The sequence below is a fragment of the Roseomonas sp. CECT 9278 genome, assembly GCF_918698155.1.
Classification (GTDB): domain Bacteria; phylum Pseudomonadota; class Alphaproteobacteria; order Acetobacterales; family Acetobacteraceae; genus Neoroseomonas.
Genome location: NZ_CAKKLX010000003.1, coordinates 86,114 through 101,548, shown reverse-complemented (window position 1 = coordinate 101,548; position 15,435 = coordinate 86,114). Strand labels below are relative to the sequence as shown.

17 protein-coding genes are annotated in these 15,435 nt (G+C 71.6%); 8 read left to right on the top strand and 9 right to left on the bottom strand.

All coding sequences use genetic code 11. From position 1 onward, the window contains the following. Positions 1-45: 45 nt before the first annotated feature. From LQ222_RS03065 to LQ222_RS03055, 3 genes are read left to right on the top strand one after another with little or no spacing between them, the layout of a single operon-like run. Complete coding sequence (locus LQ222_RS03065) at positions 46-801, top strand: alpha/beta fold hydrolase (RefSeq protein WP_230164397.1); 756 nt, start codon at positions 46-48, stop codon at positions 799-801. After that, the gene (locus LQ222_RS03060) at positions 801-3,176 is read left to right on the top strand and encodes a hypothetical protein (protein ID WP_230164396.1); all 2,376 of its coding nucleotides are present in this window, start codon (positions 801-803) and stop codon (positions 3,174-3,176) included. Before LQ222_RS03065 ends, LQ222_RS03060 begins: the two co-directional genes overlap by 1 nt. After that, complete coding sequence (locus tag LQ222_RS03055) at positions 3,173-4,105, top strand: protein-L-isoaspartate O-methyltransferase (RefSeq protein ID WP_230164395.1); 933 nt, start codon at positions 3,173-3,175, stop codon at positions 4,103-4,105. Before LQ222_RS03060 ends, LQ222_RS03055 begins: the two co-directional genes overlap by 4 nt. Positions 4,106-4,121: 16 nt before the next feature. On the opposite strand, the gene LQ222_RS03050 is transcribed toward LQ222_RS03055, so the two are convergent. The 3 genes from LQ222_RS03050 to hisF form a co-directional block, all read right to left on the bottom strand. Then, a complete protein-coding gene (locus LQ222_RS03050; protein WP_230164393.1) occupies positions 4,122-4,508 on the bottom strand; it encodes a histidine triad nucleotide-binding protein in 387 nt (128 codons plus the stop codon). 88 nt (positions 4,509-4,596) lie between these two features. Next, positions 4,597-5,175, bottom strand: coding sequence for a phosphoribosyl-ATP diphosphatase (locus LQ222_RS03045; protein WP_230164392.1), 579 nt, complete (start codon positions 5,173-5,175; stop codon positions 4,597-4,599). Beyond that, positions 5,175-5,957 carry an imidazole glycerol phosphate synthase subunit HisF gene (gene hisF / locus LQ222_RS03040; protein WP_230164391.1) on the bottom strand — a complete coding sequence of 261 codons (783 nt, stop codon included), beginning with the start codon at positions 5,955-5,957 and terminating at the stop codon, positions 5,175-5,177. The genes LQ222_RS03045 and hisF overlap by 1 nt, the downstream gene beginning before the upstream one ends. Positions 5,958-6,085: 128 nt before the next feature. Here hisF and LQ222_RS03035 point away from each other — a divergent pair, with 128 nt between their 5' ends. Both LQ222_RS03035 and LQ222_RS03030 read left to right on the top strand, forming a co-directional pair. Continuing rightward, complete coding sequence (locus tag LQ222_RS03035) at positions 6,086-6,484, top strand: hypothetical protein (RefSeq protein WP_230164390.1); 399 nt, start codon at positions 6,086-6,088, stop codon at positions 6,482-6,484. A 63-nt stretch (positions 6,485-6,547) separates the two neighbouring features. After that, positions 6,548-8,458, top strand: coding sequence for a hypothetical protein (locus LQ222_RS03030; protein WP_230164389.1), 1,911 nt, complete (start codon positions 6,548-6,550; stop codon positions 8,456-8,458). Positions 8,459-8,562: 104 nt separating this feature from the next. On the opposite strand, the gene hisA is transcribed toward LQ222_RS03030, so the two are convergent. Then, on the bottom strand, positions 8,563-9,291 hold the full coding sequence (gene hisA, locus LQ222_RS03025) for a 1-(5-phosphoribosyl)-5-[(5-phosphoribosylamino)methylideneamino]imidazole-4-carboxamide isomerase (RefSeq protein WP_230164388.1): 729 nt from the start codon (positions 9,289-9,291) through the stop codon (positions 8,563-8,565). Positions 9,292-9,497: 206 nt separating this feature from the next. Further along, on the bottom strand, positions 9,498-10,460 hold the full coding sequence (locus LQ222_RS03020; RefSeq protein ID WP_230164387.1) for a tripartite tricarboxylate transporter substrate binding protein: 963 nt from the start codon (positions 10,458-10,460) through the stop codon (positions 9,498-9,500). 95 nt (positions 10,461-10,555) lie between these two features. Between LQ222_RS03020 and LQ222_RS03015 the strand changes: the two genes are divergently transcribed. Further along, positions 10,556-11,254, top strand: coding sequence for an AzlC family ABC transporter permease (locus LQ222_RS03015; RefSeq protein WP_230164386.1), 699 nt, complete (start codon positions 10,556-10,558; stop codon positions 11,252-11,254). Further along, the gene (locus LQ222_RS03010) at positions 11,241-11,561 is read left to right on the top strand and encodes an AzlD domain-containing protein (protein WP_230164385.1); all 321 of its coding nucleotides are present in this window, start codon (positions 11,241-11,243) and stop codon (positions 11,559-11,561) included. Before LQ222_RS03015 ends, LQ222_RS03010 begins: the two co-directional genes overlap by 14 nt. 72 nt (positions 11,562-11,633) lie before the next feature. Here the strand turns inward: LQ222_RS03010 and LQ222_RS03005 are convergent, their stop codons facing one another. Together LQ222_RS03005 and LQ222_RS03000 are read right to left on the bottom strand one after the other, a co-directional pair. Next, positions 11,634-12,245, bottom strand: a complete 612-nt coding sequence (locus tag LQ222_RS03005; RefSeq protein ID WP_230164384.1) for a nucleoside triphosphate pyrophosphatase — start codon at positions 12,243-12,245, stop codon at positions 11,634-11,636. Beyond that, positions 12,242-13,144 (bottom strand): pyruvate, water dikinase regulatory protein, encoded by a 903-nt coding sequence (locus LQ222_RS03000; RefSeq protein ID WP_230164383.1) that lies wholly within the window; start codon positions 13,142-13,144, stop codon positions 12,242-12,244. The genes LQ222_RS03005 and LQ222_RS03000 overlap by 4 nt, the downstream gene beginning before the upstream one ends. Positions 13,145-13,442: 298 nt before the next feature. On the opposite strand from LQ222_RS03000, the gene hemE reads away from it, so the two are divergent. Then, positions 13,443-14,501: a uroporphyrinogen decarboxylase gene (gene hemE, locus LQ222_RS02995; protein WP_230164382.1), complete on the top strand. Its 1,059-nt coding sequence runs from the start codon at positions 13,443-13,445 to the stop codon at positions 14,499-14,501. 17 nt (positions 14,502-14,518) lie between these two features. Here hemE and LQ222_RS02990 read toward each other — a convergent pair whose 3' ends face one another. Beyond that, positions 14,519-14,740, bottom strand: a complete 222-nt coding sequence (locus LQ222_RS02990) for a hypothetical protein (protein ID WP_230164381.1) — start codon at positions 14,738-14,740, stop codon at positions 14,519-14,521. Continuing rightward, positions 14,737-15,435 (bottom strand): DNA polymerase III subunit epsilon, encoded by a 699-nt coding sequence (dnaQ, locus tag LQ222_RS02985; protein ID WP_230164380.1) that lies wholly within the window; start codon positions 15,433-15,435, stop codon positions 14,737-14,739. Before dnaQ ends, LQ222_RS02990 begins: the two co-directional genes overlap by 4 nt.

The window sequence follows — 15,435 nt, the reverse complement described above, 5'->3', positions numbered from 1 at the left end:
GTGCGCGCCGCTGGGGCAGAGCGGTGGTTCAGGACGAGTGATGGCGTGCGGCTTCGGTATCTGGAGGCCGGGTCGGGGCGGGTGGTGGTGTTTGTGCCGGGGTGGTGCATGCCGGCGCGGATTTTTGCGCCGCAGGTCGAGGCCTTGTCGCGGCGATGGCGGGTGGTGGTGTTGGACCCGCGCGGGCAGGGGCTCAGCGAGGTGCCGCGGGAGGGGTATGAGCCGACGCGGCGTGGCCAGGATGTGCGGGATTTGCTGGCGCAGCTGGGTGGTGGGCGGGTGGTGCTGGCGGGGTGGTCGCTGGGGGTGCTGGACGTGCTGTCCTATGCCGATTTGGCGGGGGATGCGCGGATTGCGGGGCTGGTGCTGATCGACAATTCGGTGGGCGAGGGGCTGCCGCCGCCGCCGCGCGCGTCGCGGTTCTTCCAGAATTTGCGGCAGCGGCGGGATGCGACGGTGCGCGGCTTCGTGGCGGGGATGTATCGGACGCCGCAGGAGGCGGCGTATCTCGATGGCATAGCGCGCGATGCGCAGCGGATGCCGGTCGAGGCATCCATCCGGCTGCTGTCCTACCCGCGGCCGCGGGAGTTCTGGCGCGACAGCCTCTATGCCGTGCGGCGGCCGGTCTATTACGCCGTGACGCCGCGGCTGCGCGGCCAGGCGGAGGCGGTGGCGCAGCGACATCCGGCGCCGACGGTCGAGGTGTACGAAGGCGCCGGCCATGCGCTGTTCGTCGATGAGCCGGCGCGCTTCAATGCGGCGGTGGATGATTTCCTCGCGCGCAAGGCGGCCTGGTCCTGATGGCATCGTTGTTTCCGTTGTTCCTCATCGCCGGCGCGGCGGTGGGGGTCGAGATCGCGCTGACGCGCTTCTTCGCCGTCGCGAGCTGGTCGGAATATGGCTACTGGGTGATCTCGATCGCCATGACGGGGTTTGCCGTCTCGGGCGTGGTGATGGTGCTGGGGCGGGGCGTGTTCCTGCGCCATGCGCGCTGGCTGTTGCCGGCGCTGCCCATCGCGATGCTGGCGGTGGGCGGCGCGGGCTGGATCGGCGCGACGCTGAACGGGTTCAATCCGCTGGAACTGCAGAACCCCGCCACGGCCGAGGCGCAGCTGGTGAACATCGCGCTGTATTACGCGGCGCTGTTTCCGTTCTTCTTCCTCGCCGGGCTGGCGGTGTCGCTGAACTTCGTGGTGCATCACGACCAGGTCGGGCGCGTGTACGGCTATGACCTGCTGGGCGCGGGGACCGGGGCGGTGCTGGCGCTGGTGCTGATGTTCGTGCTGCATCCCTTTGCGCTGGTGCCCGCGCTGCTGCCGCTGCTGGCGGTGGCGGCGATGCTGTCGGGCGGTGTGCGCTGGCGCGTCGCCGCGGTCGTGGTGCTGGCGGCGACCGAAGCCGCGGTGTTCGGCCTGGCCGCGCCGCGCGTGAACGAATTCAAGGCGATCTACGCGCCGCTGAACGTGCCCGACAGCCGCGTGGTGGCGCAGATCCTGTCGCCGCGCGGCGTCTACATGCTGCTGGATAACTTCACCGAGCGGCTGGACACCGACGTGTCGAACAATGCCGGCGGCATGGGCATCCCGGCGCCGCCGCGGTCCTTCGGGCTTTATCGCGACGGGTCGCGCATCGCCGCGCTGCCGAGCGGGCCGGTCAGCGCCGAGCACGCGCCGGCCTCGCTCGATGCCGCGCCCTATGCGTTGCTGGCTTCGCCGCGCGTGCTGGTGCTGGGCGGCGCGGGCGGGTTCCGGGCGGCGGAGGCGCTGGCGCTGGGCGCCGATCACGTCACCATCGTCGAGCCCGAACCTGTGCTGCGCGATGCGCTGCTGCATGGGCTCGGGCCGTCGCCGGCGCTGGCGGCCGACCCGCGCGTGGTGGTCTCGGCGGCGCATCCGCTGACCGCATCGGGCGTGTTCGAACTGGTCGACTTCGCCGGCGATTTCATGGGCGCCGACGACCAGAACCGCACCGCCTTCACGGCCGAGGCTTTGGCGGGATTCCTCGCGCGGCTGGAACGCGGGGGCATGGTGTCGGTGCCGGTCGGCATCCGCGAATTGCCGGTCTATGCGATCCGCGTTCTGTCCACGGCACGCGAGGCGCTGCGCATTGCCGGCGTGGCCGAACCCGCCCGGCACGTGGTGGTGATCCGCAGCGCGTGGAACCTGCGCGTACTGATATCGCGGGACCCTTTCACGCGCGCGCAGGTCGAACGGCTGTCGTCCTTCGCCGAGGAACGATCCTTCGACCTGTCCTACGCGCCGGGCCTGGTGATGGAGGGGCGCGACGTCTGGAACGACCTGCCGCCGGTCTCGCTGGAAGCGACCACGGTGGACCAGGGCGGCCAGGCGCAGGACGCGGTGGCGCGGGAGGCCGCGCTGGTGCTGGCCGGCACGCCGCCCGTCGATGCCTTCGACCGTTCGCCCGTCACCGCCGACCGGCCCTGGCTGTCGCCGCTGGTGCGGTTGCCGTCGCTGGGGGCCGCGCTGGAACGCATCGAGATCCTGCCGCAGCAGGAGATCGGCCTGCTGGTGAATGTGGCGGTGCTGGCGCAGGCGATCGTGCTGGCCTTGGTGGTCTCGCTGCTGCCGCTGTTCGCGCGCGGGGCGCTGCGCGTGCCCGCGCCGGTGCTGGGCCGCGCGCTGGTGTATTTCCCAGCACTCGGCCTGGGCTTCCTGCTGATCGAGATCGCCTTCATCGAACACGCGGCGCTGCTGCTGGGGGACCGCACATCCGGCTTCGCGCTGGTGCTGACCACGATGCTGGTGTTCTCGGGCATCGGTGCGATGTGGGCGGGCAGCGTGACGCGGGCCGGGCGCGCGCTGCGCTTCGCGGTGGTGGTGGCGCTGGCCTGCGGCGTGCTGGCGCTGGTCGGCGTGCGGCCGGCGGTGCTGGCGGCGCTGGACCTGCCCTGGCTGGCGCGTGCGGCGATCCTCGTGGTGGCGCTCGCGCCAATCTCCCTCGCGCTGGGTTTTCCCTTCCCGCTGGGTCTGGACCGCTTCCAACAGGAGGGGCCGGCGCTGCTGCCCTGGGCCTGGGCGCTGAACGGGGCGTTCTCCGTGGTGGCGACGCCACTGGCGAATTTAATCGGCCATGGGGCGGGGCTGTCCTGGCTTCTGGCGGCGGGGATGGTTTGTTACACTGGGGCCGCCCTCGCCTGGCCAAGGACACGCCCATGACGATCTCCCGCCGCCCCCTGCTGCTTGGTGCGCTTGGCGCGCTGGCCGCGCCGCCGCTCGTGCAGGCCCAGGGCAGCACCGCCTGGACGCGGGAAGCCTATCTGGCGGCGATGCGCGCCTCGGGCCGCGAGACCACCATCACCGAGGCGAATTTCAACGCCATCCAGGCCCGCAAGCCGGCTGCCATGCGCCGCATCGAGAATTACCTGAAGGCCCGCTTCAACGGTGAGGCCGACCCGGTGGTGATGCGCGCCTTCGAAACGCTCCCGCGCGAATACTTCCACTGGAACTACGAAGGCCGGTCGAACCAGGCCGGCGTGGCGTACGAGAACGACCCCAAGCCCTGGGGCCTGGGCTATGGGTCGGCGCTGTCGGACTACCTGGGGCAGGCCTACATGACGCAGGTCTGCGCGCCCAAGCCGGACCACGTGGTGCTGGAAATCGGCACCGGGTCGGGCTTCCAGGCGGCGCTGCTGTCGCGCTGCGTGGCCAAGCAGTATTCGATCGAGATCATCAACCCGCTCGGCACCGCGGTGCAGCGCATCTTCGCGCCGCTGGGGTATTCCAACGTGGAAACCCGCGTGGGCGATGGCTTCTTCGGCTGGCCGGAAGTGACCGGCGGGTTCGACACCATCATCGTGACCTGCGCCGCGCAGTATGTGCCGCCGGCGCTGATCCAGCAGCTCAAGCCGGGTGGGCAGCTGGTGATCCCGATCGGCCAGCCGTTCCGCCGCGGGCAGTTCCTGTACATCTATTCCAAGGACCAGGACGGGCGCGTGCGCAGCCGCAAGGATGTGGGTGTGTATTTCATCCCGATGACCGGGGCGATGATGAACCGCCCGCGGCCGACCGATGCGCCGAACCCGGAAGGGGCGCCGGCGCGGCCCGCCGCGCCGCCCGCCGCGGCCCCGGCCCAGCCGGCCGGCTGACCACGCGGGCCGCGCGCTATCCCTCGGCGCGCGGCACCATCCGCCCGACCCGCCGCCCGCCGAAGATGTGCACGTGGAAATGCGGCACTTCCTGCCCGCCATCCACGCCCATGTTGGTCAGCACGCGATAGCCCCCGTCCTCGAGCCCCAGGTCGCGCGCCACCTTCCCCACCGCCCGCCAGAAGCCGGCGATCTCGGCCTCGGTCGCCGTTGCGGCGAAATCCGCCATCGACACGTAGCGACCCTTCGGGATCACCAGCACATGCACCGGCGTCTGCGGGTTGATGTCGTGGAAGGCCAGCGCGTGCGCGTCCTCATGCACGCGCTTGCAGGGGATCTCCCCGCGCAGGATGCGGGCGAAGATGTTGGTGTCGTCATAGGGCGGCAGGCCGGTCACGGACATGGCGGGTCTCCTTCGCGGCCATCCTGGCCAAGCGCAGCGGTGGCGCAAGCGTCGCGCAGCATGCCGCGCGCGGTCTGCGCCGCACGGGTCACGGCAGCTTGCGCGTGCCCGCCGCGCGCAGGATGCCCTGCGGCCTGGCGGCCTTCTCGGCGATGCCCGAAATGCCCTGCCGGCGCGCCAATTCGGCCCAGACCTCCTGCGGCGCGATGCCCGCATCCACCCACACCACCACCAGGTGATACAGCAGGTCCGCGCTTTCGAGCACGGTCTCGGCGCGGTTGCCGACCGCGGCCTCGATCACGCATTCGACGGCTTCCTCGCCCAGCTTCTGCGCCACCTTCGCGGTGCCGCGCGCCAGCAGCCGGGCGGAATGCGAACGACCGGCATCGCCGGATTGGCGGCGCGCCTCCACCACCTGCCACAGGCGGTCCAGGATGGCCGCATCGGCACCCTTGATGGCGGGCACGAGCGGCGCCAACAGGCGCTGTTCCGCCTTGCGGACCGGCTTGGGCAGCTTGGCCTTGGCCACCGCCGCGCTGCCGCGCACGATGGCCGGCACCGGCACCCGCTCGCCCTTGGGCAGCTTCCTGGGCGCGGCCTTCTTGGCGGTGGACTTCTTCGGCACGGCCTTCTTGGCCGCAGGCTTCCGCTTCGCAGTCTTTGCCATCACGCGGCCCTCATCATGCGGGGGGCGTGGCGCACCGGCAGGCCGGCGCCGGCAAGCGCCGCCTTGGCATCGGCGATGCTGAATTCCCCGTAGTGGAACACCGAAGCGGCAAGCAGCCCGGTCGCCCCGGCCGCCGCGCCATCGACGAAATGCGCCGTGGTCCCGACCCCGCCGGACGCCACGATCGGCAGCCGCACCGCGGCGCGCACCGCGCGCGTCAGCGGCAGGTCGAAGCCCTGCTTGGTGCCGTCGCGGTCCATCGAGGTCAGCAGGATCTCCCCCGCGCCCAGCGCGGCCACGCGGCGCGCCCAGTCCACCGCATCGATGCCGGTGCCGCGGCGGCCGCCATGGGTGAAGACCTCCCAGCCCTCGGCGCTGTCCTTCTTCCGCGCGTCGATGGCGACGACGATCGCCTGGCTGCCGAAGGCCTCGGCGCAGCGGCGCACCACGTCCGGGTCGGCGATGGCGGCGGAATTGATCGAGACCTTGTCCGCACCCGCCAGCAGCAGGCGGCGCGCATCCTCGACACTGCGCACGCCACCGCCCACGGTCAGCGGGATGAAGACCTGCGCGGCGGTGCGCGAGACGACATCGAGGATGGTGTCGCGGTTCTCGTGGCTGGCGGTGATGTCGAGGAAGGTGATCTCGTCCGCGCCCTCGGTGTCGTAGGCGCGGGCCTGCTCGACCGGGTCGCCGGCGTCGCGCAGCTCGAGGAAGTTCACGCCCTTCACGACGCGACCATCCTTGACGTCCAGGCACGGGATGACGCGCAGCGCGAGCAAGGTGATGGATGACCTTCCCAATTGTCGGCGAACCGGCGCGGTGTGATCCGCAGGATTGCAAACCGCAGCGATTGGGGCCGAATGTTTCACAGGTCAAGTGAATGCATGTTGACGGGAGGGCATGGCCGATGCGCTTCGACGGCGTGGGTGTGATCGAGGACGGCTTCACCTTCACCGAGGCGGAGATCGAGCGCGCCTCCCCGCGCTTCTGGTGGGGGCCGCGCAAGCGCGCGGCCTATGAGCGGGTGCTGGAACGCCGCGGCCTGCGGCGCGAGCGCGAGGACGAGGATGACGGCCCGGAGTCGGGCAGCGACAGCGATCGCCGCGACAACAGCGCCGCCGGCACGGCCGCCGCCGCGACGGTGCTGATGGCGGACAGCGAGAAGCGCCAGGAGGGCGGCGCTTCGTCCTGGGGGTCGTGGTTCAGCGGCGGGTCGGATGGCGGCGGCGGTTCCTCCGAAAGTGACAGTTCTTCTTCGTCGAGCAGCGGCGGGTCGGATGGCGGCGGGGGTGGTTCGGGAGAATAGCGCCGACATTGCCCGCGCGGGCCCGCGCGTGGCAGGTCTCCGGTCATGGGATCGCGCCGGACGATGCAGGGTGATGATGGCGACGCCGGGTCGAGACGCGCGCTGCCACGATCGGTCGACACCATCATCGGGCCGACCCTGTTTTCGGCGGTACGCCGGATAACCCGGTCCGCCAGCATCGCATTCACCGCCCTGGCCTGCATCGGCGCGACGCTGGCGCGGGCTGACGAGGCCTGCCTCTACGCGCCGACGCCCGTTTGCATCGTGGATGTCCATGCCGCCGGCGCCGACCTGCCACTCCATGCCGTGCGCCCGGCGACCGATGCCACCTTCGCCGTGACTCGCGTGATGTCGGCGCTGCTGGCTCTCGATGAGGTCGACATCGCCGAAGCGGTGGCGCGGCGCGCGCCGGTGCGCGCGGGGGGCCAAGGCGCGCCGGACCTCGCTTCGCCGATTGCCGTTGCGCGATTCATGGCGTCGGTGCGCGCGGGCACGCCCGCGTTTTCCTGGCTCGATGGCCTTGCTGATCCCGACGGGCCGCTCGCGGCGCTGTACGGCTCCTCGACCACTTTGTTCGGGGCCGCCGGCCGGGCGGCCTACGCGTACCGGCGGGCTGGTGACGGGCTCCTGGCCGCCTTGGCCGAGCAGCAAGGTGTCGCGACGGCGGAGGCGGTGTCCCGCGAGGCCCGCTCCGCGTTTCGGGCGAGTGCGGCCTGGCAGGGGGTTGATGCCGGCATGGCGCGCTGGAACGAGCGGGTCGCGCGCCATATCCGAGTGTGGGAGAATCTCGCGGAGTTCCGCACCACGCTCGACGATCCCGCGGGTGCGCGGGACGCCCTGGCGCGCATCGGCACCGCGCCAGCGACCGGGACCGAGATACGGCTGTGGTGGCGCCTGGGCGATGCAGGCCGGGCGGAGGCCCGGGCGCGCGAAAGCGGCGAGGGATCGGTGATGGCGGTCCATGCCGATCTCGCCATCGCGGCAGCCCTGGCTGCCGGGGATCGGACAGAGGCGCTGCGGCTGATCGCGGAGGCCTGGCCGCGCTCTCTCGAGCGGCGCCGGTACGGGAGCGCCGACATGCATCATGTCCGCCGACTGATCCGCGCCACCGCCGCTGCCGGCGCGCGCGCGGATGCGCTGGTCCGCGCCGAGGCGTTGCGAAGCCTCGTGCGATCCGTCCCGCCGCGTGAGAACGAGACCTACTGGATCGAGGCGGGCGCGGCGTTGAACGACATCGGCGAATACCGTGCCGCGCTGGCGCTGCTGCATGAGGAACTGGCGTGGCGGTCCGACTCCCGCCCTTCCATCTGTGCGCCGCGGAGCGATCGGCCGGCGCCCATTGTGCGGCGTGGTGTCTCGGATCCGTATGCCCTGGCGGTGGAATTCGCGCGGGCCGGCGCGGAAGACGCAGCACTGTGCGTACTCGGCACTCTCGCGGCTCCTTTCGTGGTGGCGCCGGATGCGGACCAGGCACGATCGGCGGCGGCCTTCCTGCAAGGCCTGGGCCTGCCCTCCGGGGCCGCGCTGAGGCTCGCGCGCCGAGATATCGCGTCGCGGGAGGTTCACTGGATGATGGCGTCGCGGCCAGGCGACGTACCGCACTGGCGCAACGCGGTTCTCGACGAACGCGGCAACGTTCAGCGCATCGAGGCCATTCTCACCTTCCTGTCGCGCCAGCCGGCGCCTGTCCGCATGGGGCCCTTGCTCACGGCTGCGCAGGAAGGTGCGCGCGGCGGTCTTGGCGCGTGGGCTGCGACACGGCTGCACGACGCGCTGGCTCTCCTGCCTGACTTGGGGCGCCCCTTCCCCGAAGCCTGTCGGATCATGTCAACTGCACGCAGCCCTGGCCGTGAGGATCTCGCCGAGGCCGCGTTCCGCAGCGCAGTCGACGCGGCTCGCGCCGAGCCTGACTTCGTCCGTGGCGCGATTTTGGTCGACATCGCTGCCTGCCGCGCTGGCCGGCGCGCTAGTTGACCAGAGCCGTTTCCGCTCGCTTCGGCTCGCCTCAACGTCTCCAGATCATTGTTCTTGCGAGCCTCTTTACCCGCCCAAAGAATTCCGTTTGGGCGGGTGATGCTCTAACCCGCCGCCGCCAGCGCGGCCGCCGCATCGATCCGCCCATCATACAGCGCGCGCCCGATGATCGCGCCCGCGATCCCCGCCCCCGCCTCGCGCAGCGCCACCAGATCCTCGACCCCCGCCACGCCGCCGCTCGCCACCACCGGCAGCGCCACCGCGCGCGCCAGTGCCGCCGTCGCCTCCACATTCACGCCGCCGAGCATCCCGTCCCGCGCGATGTCGGTGTAGATCACCGCCGCCGCGCCGCTGTCCTCGAAGCGCCGCGCCAGGTCGGTTGCGGACACGTCCGACGTCTCCGCCCAGCCCTCCGTCGCGACCATGCCGTCCCGCGCATCGATGCCCAGCGCCACCCGGCCGGGGAAGGCGCGGCACGCCGCCCGCGCGAAATCCGGGTCCTTCACCGCCGCACTGCCCAGGATGATCCGCGCCACGCCGGCATCCAGCCAGGCCTGCGCCACCGCCATGCTGCGGATGCCACCACCCAGCTGCACCCGCGCGCCCGGCACCGCCGCCAGGATGCCGCGCACCGCCGCGGCATTCGCGGGCTTCCCGGCGAAGGCGCCGTCCAGGTCGACCACATGCACCCAGCCGAAGCCCGCCTGCACGAAGGCGCGCGCCTGCGCCGCCGGGTCCTCGGCATAGACCGTCGCCTGGTCCATCTCGCCGCGCTTGAGGCGCACGACCTGGCCGCCTTTGAGGTCGATGGCGGGATAGAGCGTCAGGGTCACGGGCAGCATCCGGATGGCGGGAGGTCGGGGCAGGCGCGGGGGCTTCCTGCCGCCTCGGCCGCGATCGCGCAACCGCCAGCAGTTACCGGGGCTGCAGCGCGATCGCCGCGGCGCGCCGCACCGCCGCTGGCCCATGGCTTCCGCGAAGATCCGTGCCCAGGTGCATGAGTCCGCGTGGGCAGGGGGCGATCTGGCGAGGACGCCGCCTATTCCGGCTGGATGCCCGCGGCGCGGGTGACCTGCGCCCATTCCGTGACCTCGGCCGCCACCTCCTGGCCGAACACATCGGCCGGGCCGCCGGCCGGGGAAATGCCCTGCGCGCGCAGCCGATCGGCCACGCTTGGCACCCGCACCGCGCGCGCCATCGCCGCGTTGATCTGCTGCACCAGCGCCGGTGCCATGCCGGCCGGGCCGAAGGCGGCGTACCAGTTCATCGACAGGAAGCCGGGATAGGTCGCCGCGAAGGGCGCCACGTCGGGTAGCACCGCCTGGCGGTCGGGGCTGCCGATCGCGATCGGCACCATCCTGCCCTCGGCGATATGCGGCAATGAATTCACCAGGTTGTTCACCAGCGCCTGCACCTGGCCCGACAGCAGCGCCGTGGTCGCCGGCGCGGCGCCGCCGAACGGGATATGCGCGATGTCGAGCCCGGCGATCTGCTTCAGCCGCTCCATCGTCAGGTGGTTGCCGGTGCCGTGCCCGGCCGAGCTGTAGTTGAACTGGCCTGGGCGCGCCTTCACCGCCGCCACGAAGTCCGGCAGCGTCCGCACGCCCAGCGAGGGATGCGCGACCAGCAGGAAGGGCGCATCGGCCAGCCGGCACACGGCGGTGAAGTCGCGCAGCGTGTCGAAGGGCATGCTGCGCAGCACGGATGGGTTGATCGCATGCGAATTCGCGGTGACCAGCAGCACGTGCCCGTCAGGCGCGGCTCGCGCCACCACCGCGCTGCCGGTGCTGCCGCCGGCGCCCGGGCGGTTCTCCACCACCACCGACTGGCCCCACGCCGCTTCCAGCTGCTGCGCGACGAAGCGCGCGATGGCATCGGTCGGCCCGCCGGCCGAGAACGGCACGATGATGCGCACCGGCCGCGCCGGAAACGCCTGTGCCACGGCGACACCCGGCGCGGCCAGAACGGCGGCGGCGAGCACGGCCCGGCGTTGGATCGCCATGGTTCTTCCCTCCCGAGGATACCCGCGACCATGCCCCACCCACCGCGCCAAGGCCACGGGCTGGCACGGCGCCATCGGCGTGGCAGCATGCACGGGTGACATCCAACGCCTTCCTGCCGGGCCTGCGCGAGGCCCTGGGCGCGCCGGGCATTGCCATGGCCGCGACCTTCCTCGCCTTCGGCGCCGCGGTGCAGGAGGCAGGCCTATCGCCCGGCTGGGCCGTGCTGGCCTGCTGGGGCATCTATGGCATGCCGGGGCAGTTGGTGCTGGTGCAGGCGGCCGGCGCCGGCTGGACCGGCGGGGTCGGCATCGCGGTGCTGGGCGCGGTCGCGGTGAACGCCCGGTTCCTTCCGATGGCTGTCTCGATCACGCCGGTGCTGTCGGCGCGCAGCCGCTGGCGCCTGCTGCCCGCGGTGCCGTTCATCGCGGTGACGCCCTGGGCGGCGGCCATGCGCGCGCTGCCGGCGGTGGACAGGCCGGACCGCGTGCCGTGGTTCCTCGGCTTCGGGCTGACGTCGTGGATGGTGGCGGGCTTTGCCTCCCTCGCTGGCTTCCACCTGGCCGGGGCGCTGGGGCCGGAGGCCCGCGCGGGGCTGCTTTTCGTCAACCCGCTGTATTACGCGCTGCTGCTGGCCGCCGACCTGGACCGGCCGGCCCCGCGGCGCGCGGTGCTCTGCGGTGCAGCCGCGGCGGCCCTGGCCTGGCTGCTGCCGGCTTCGGTCGCGTTGCTCGCGGCGGGGCTGGTGGGCGGCACGGCGGCTTTCCTGATCGGGCGTCGCCATGGCGCCGGCTGACCTCGCGCTGATCCTGACGGCCGCGGCCTGTCTGGCGCTGCGCCTCGCCGGGGTGTGGCTCGCCGGCGGGCTCACGACGGATCATCCGGTCATCGCCTGGGCCACCGCCGTCGCCCAGGCCACGCTGGCGGCCTTCGTCACGTTGGCGATCGTGGCGCCCGCCGGCGCGCTGGCGGAGGTGCCGCTGGCGGCACGGTTGGCGGGGCTGGCGGTGGGGGTCGCGGCATGTCTGGCGATGCGACGGCGGTTGCTGCCGGCACTGGTCGCGGGGTTGGCGGCGATGCTGGTTGTCCGGGCGATGCTGTGAGGGCGAGAGGGGCTTTGCCCCCCTCGCGCTCCCCTCACCAAGGGGCAACCGCCCCTTGGATCCCGGGGGAAATCAAGCAGTGATGACGCGGTGGTGGCGCAGGAAGGACAGCAGGTCCAGCATGGGCAGGCCAAGGATCGCCGAGTGGTCGCCGGTGATACGGCCGAACAGGTGAATGCCGGGGCCTTCCAGGCGATAGGCGCCGACCGAGGCCAGCACCGCCTCGCCCTCCAGCGCCAGGTATGAGGCCAGGAACGCCTCGCTGAAGTCGCGCATCACCAGGCGCGGCACCGACACATGCTGCCAGATCCGACCGCCGCGACGGTGGCACACCACCGCCGTCACCAGGTCATGGGCGCGGCCACGCAGCGCCATGAGCTGCGACCGCGCGGCGGCCAGGTCGGGCGGCTTGTCGTACCAGAGGCCCTCGCAGACCAGCAGCTGGTCGCAGCCGATCACGAACGCCTCGGGGTCGCGCCGCGCAATGCGCTCGGCCTTGGCATCCGCCAGCATCAGCGCGGCATCGGCCGCAGGTATCCCTTCGGCCTGGGCGGATTCCTTGATCGCAGCCTCGTCCACGGCCGCGGCGACGGCCTCGAACCGGAGCCCGGCGGCTTCAAGCAACGCCCGGCGCGCCTGCGACGCCGAGGCAAGCACCAGGCGCGGCGCCGAAGCCTGGATCACGCGCCCGGCCCGGCCTGGCCGAGCACCGCCGCGGCCGGGTCATCGGGCGGCGGCGGCGCGACGGCATCCTTGCGGCGGGCATGCCAGGCATCCATCAGCTGCAGCACCGTCGCGGCGGTTTCCTCGATGCTGCGGCGGGTCACGTCGATGACGGGCCAGCCCCGCGCGGTGCACAGGCGGCGCGCGGCGACGATCTCGGCCTTCACCGCCTCGGGATCGATGTAGTCGGTGGCGTCCTGGCGCACGCCGCCAGCGCCGATGATCTTGAGACGGTGGCGGCGGATGTCGATCAGCGCATTCACCTCGATATGCAGGCCGACCACCGGGCAGGGCGGGTTCTCCAGCGCATCCGGCAGCGCGGCGCCCGGCACGATCGGCACATTGGCCGCCTTGATCCCGCGATTCGCCAGGTAGAAGCAGGTCGGCGTCTTGGACGACCGCGACACCCCGACCAGCACCACGTCGGCATTGCGGATGCCCAGCGTGCCCTGCCCGTCATCATGGCTGAGCACGTAGTGCATCGCGTCGATGCGCCGGAAGTAATCGGCATCCATGACATGCTGGGCGGCGCGGCGTTCCTTCGCGCGGGCGCCGATCGCGCTCTGCAACAGATCCATCACGGGATCGAGCGGCGAGAAGCACGGCAGGCCGAGCCGCCCGCAATGTTCCTCCAGCGCCAGGCGCAGGCTGGAATCGACCAGGGTGAACAGCACCGGCCCGGGCTCGTGCTCCATGCCCTCCAGCACGCGGTCGAGCTGCAGGCGGGACCGCACCAGCGACCAGCGATGATGGATGACATGGTGGTCGTCGAACCGCGCGAGCGTGGCGCGCGCGATCGAGTTCAGTGTCTCCCCGGTGGAATCGGAGACCAAATGGAGGTTGATCTGGCGGTGGATCATCGTGGGGATAGTAGCGCGCTTCGCTGTGGATGACGGGGATGGAATCATGCCGTCGCGTCGCCTCGGTGGACATCGTGAATCGACGACACATCCATGGCGGCCTGCGGATGGATCGCGGCGCTCCCTGGGGACGATGTGGACAGCTTCAACCAGCCCAGGCTGTACCTGGGGTGGCGGGGCCGGCCGGCCGGTGGGCGAAACCGCCTGGCGGATCGGCGGTGGCTGAATCCCCGTCATCCACACCCCCAACTACCTACACACCCTTTCTTAAAACCTGATTCCTTGCGAAGGGTTGTCCATGGACAGCGAACCAGCGACCGGCCCGACCAAGCCTCTCCTGCGCGCATTGGGTGGCGAAGCCGTATGGCCGCCGCCGGCCTGGCTGATGCGCCAGGCCGGGCGGTACCTGCCGGAATACCGCGAGCTGCGCGCGCAGGCCGGGGATTTCATCAGCCTCTGCACCACGCCGCCGCTGGCGGCCGAGGTCACGCTCCAGCCGATCCGCCGCTATGGCATGGAAGCGGCGATCCTGTTCTCCGACATCCTGATGATCCCCTGGGCGCTGGGGCAGCCGCTGCGCTTCGCGGAAGGCGAGGGCCCCTTGCTCGAGCCGCTGCGCACGGCAGAGGCGATCGCCGCGCTGGATCCGTCCGTGGTGGTGGCACGTGCCGCGCCGGTGTTCGAGACGGTGGCCCGGGTCCGCGCCGGCCTGGCGGCCGAGGCCCCGCGCACCACGCTGATCGGCTTCGCCGGTGGCTGCTTCACGGTCGCCTGCTACATGCTGGAAGGCAAGGGCAGCAAGGAATTCCCGGCCGCCAGGGGGCTCGCCTATGCCGACCCGGCGCTGTTCGGGCGGCTGATCCGCACCCTGCAGGACGCCACGGTCGAATACCTGGTGGCGCAGGTCGAGGCCGGCGCCGAGGCGCTGATGATCTTCGATTCCTGGGCCGGGATGCTCTCGCCTGGCCAGTTCCGTCGGTGGGTGATCGAACCCACCGCGGCCATCACCCGGGCGCTGCGCAAGCGCTGCCCGGGGGTACCGCTGATCGGCTTCCCGCGCCTGGCGGGCCCGCTGCTGACGGATTACGCCGCGCGGGCGGGGGTGGATGCGACCGCCATCGATACCTCGATGGACCCGCGCTGGGCGGCGCAGGCGGTGCCGCCGACCATGGCGCTGCAGGGCAACCTGGATCCGCTGGCGCTGGTGGCGGGCGGGGCCTCGCTTGAAGCCGAGGCGCGGTCGATCCTGGGGGCGATGCGCGGCCGGCCGTACATCTTCAACCTGGGCCATGGGATCGTGCCGCAGACGCCGCCGGAGCATGTCACCCAGCTGATGCGGATCCTGCGGTCGGCCTGACGCCGCGGCGCGTGGTGTCAGCGCGCCCGCGCGCGCCGGGCCCAGCGCGCGCCCACGATACCGCCGGCGATGGCCCCAACCACGCCGCCGAGCGGGCCGATGAGGAAGATCGCGCCCATGGCGAAGGCACCCTCGGCCTGGCTCACGCGCGCCATCATGCCGTAGGTGAGCACCGCCGCGCTGGTCGCGACCCATCCCAGGGCGATGCCCAGCACGACGCCCAGCAGGATCCGCATCATGCCTCGGTCGCGAAGGGTGGCTTGAGCCACAGCGCGTCCTTCACCTTGGCGCGCAGGAAGGCCTGGTGGCTGCCGGCCTGGTCGTCGCTGACCGGGATGGGGCGTGGCGTCCAGGCGACGCTCTCGCCCATGGTCAGGGCATCGGCCCCGCCGGCCTGGCTGGCTGCCAGTTCGAAGCCAGGCTGCTTGCCGCCCATCAGCTCCAGGTAGACCTGCGCGAGCAGCCGGCAGTCCAGGATCGCGTTGTGGGCGGCGCGCATGGAGTTGTCGACGCCAAGGCGCCGGCACAGCGCATCGAGGCTGTTCGGCATGCCCGGATAGCGAAGCTTGGCCAGGGCCAGGCTGTCGATCATGCGGCTGCGATCGAGCGGCGGCGCGCCGCAGCGGCGAAGCTCGGCATCGAGGAAGCCGAAGTCGAAAGGCGCGTTGTGGGCGATGACCGGCGAATCGCCCAGGAAGGCGATGAACTCCTCGACGATGGTGGCGAAGCGCGGCTTGCCCTGGAGATCGGCGTTGGTGAAGCCATGGATACGGGTGGCCTCGGCCGGGATGTCGCGCTCGGGATCGACCAGCCGATGAAAGACATTGCCAGTCGGCAGCAGGTTCACAAGCTCGACCGCCGCCACCTCGATCACGCGATCCCCATGCAGGGGATCGAGACCGGTCGTCTCGGTATCAAGGATGACTTGCCGCAT

What these genes read in the sequence shown, in the direction of transcription:
- LQ222_RS03050 (WP_230164393.1), bottom strand. Translation starts at nt 4,508, where the DNA reads ATGTCCGTGACCGGCCTGCCGCCCTATGACGACACCAACATCTTCGCC.
- hemE (WP_230164382.1), top strand. Translation starts at nt 13,443, where the DNA reads ATGGACAGCGAACCAGCGACCGGCCCGACCAAGCCTCTCCTGCGCGCA.
- LQ222_RS03045 (WP_230164392.1), bottom strand. Translation starts at nt 5,175, where the DNA reads ATGGCAAAGACTGCGAAGCGGAAGCCTGCGGCCAAGAAGGCCGTGCCG.
- LQ222_RS03035 (WP_230164390.1), top strand. Translation starts at nt 6,086, where the DNA reads ATGCGCTTCGACGGCGTGGGTGTGATCGAGGACGGCTTCACCTTCACC.
- LQ222_RS03055 (WP_230164395.1), top strand. Translation starts at nt 3,173, where the DNA reads ATGACGATCTCCCGCCGCCCCCTGCTGCTTGGTGCGCTTGGCGCGCTG.
- LQ222_RS02990 (WP_230164381.1), bottom strand. Translation starts at nt 14,740, where the DNA reads ATGATGCGGATCCTGCTGGGCGTCGTGCTGGGCATCGCCCTGGGATGG.
- LQ222_RS03020 (WP_230164387.1), bottom strand. Translation starts at nt 10,460, where the DNA reads ATGGCGATCCAACGCCGGGCCGTGCTCGCCGCCGCCGTTCTGGCCGCG.
- LQ222_RS03000 (WP_230164383.1), bottom strand. Translation starts at nt 13,144, where the DNA reads ATGATCCACCGCCAGATCAACCTCCATTTGGTCTCCGATTCCACCGGG.
- LQ222_RS03030 (WP_230164389.1), top strand. Translation starts at nt 6,548, where the DNA reads ATGCAGGGTGATGATGGCGACGCCGGGTCGAGACGCGCGCTGCCACGA.
- LQ222_RS03060 (WP_230164396.1), top strand. Translation starts at nt 801, where the DNA reads ATGGCATCGTTGTTTCCGTTGTTCCTCATCGCCGGCGCGGCGGTGGGG.
- LQ222_RS03010 (WP_230164385.1), top strand. Translation starts at nt 11,241, where the DNA reads ATGGCGCCGGCTGACCTCGCGCTGATCCTGACGGCCGCGGCCTGTCTG.
- dnaQ (WP_230164380.1), bottom strand. Translation starts at nt 15,435, where the DNA reads ATGCGGCAAGTCATCCTTGATACCGAGACGACCGGTCTCGATCCCCTG.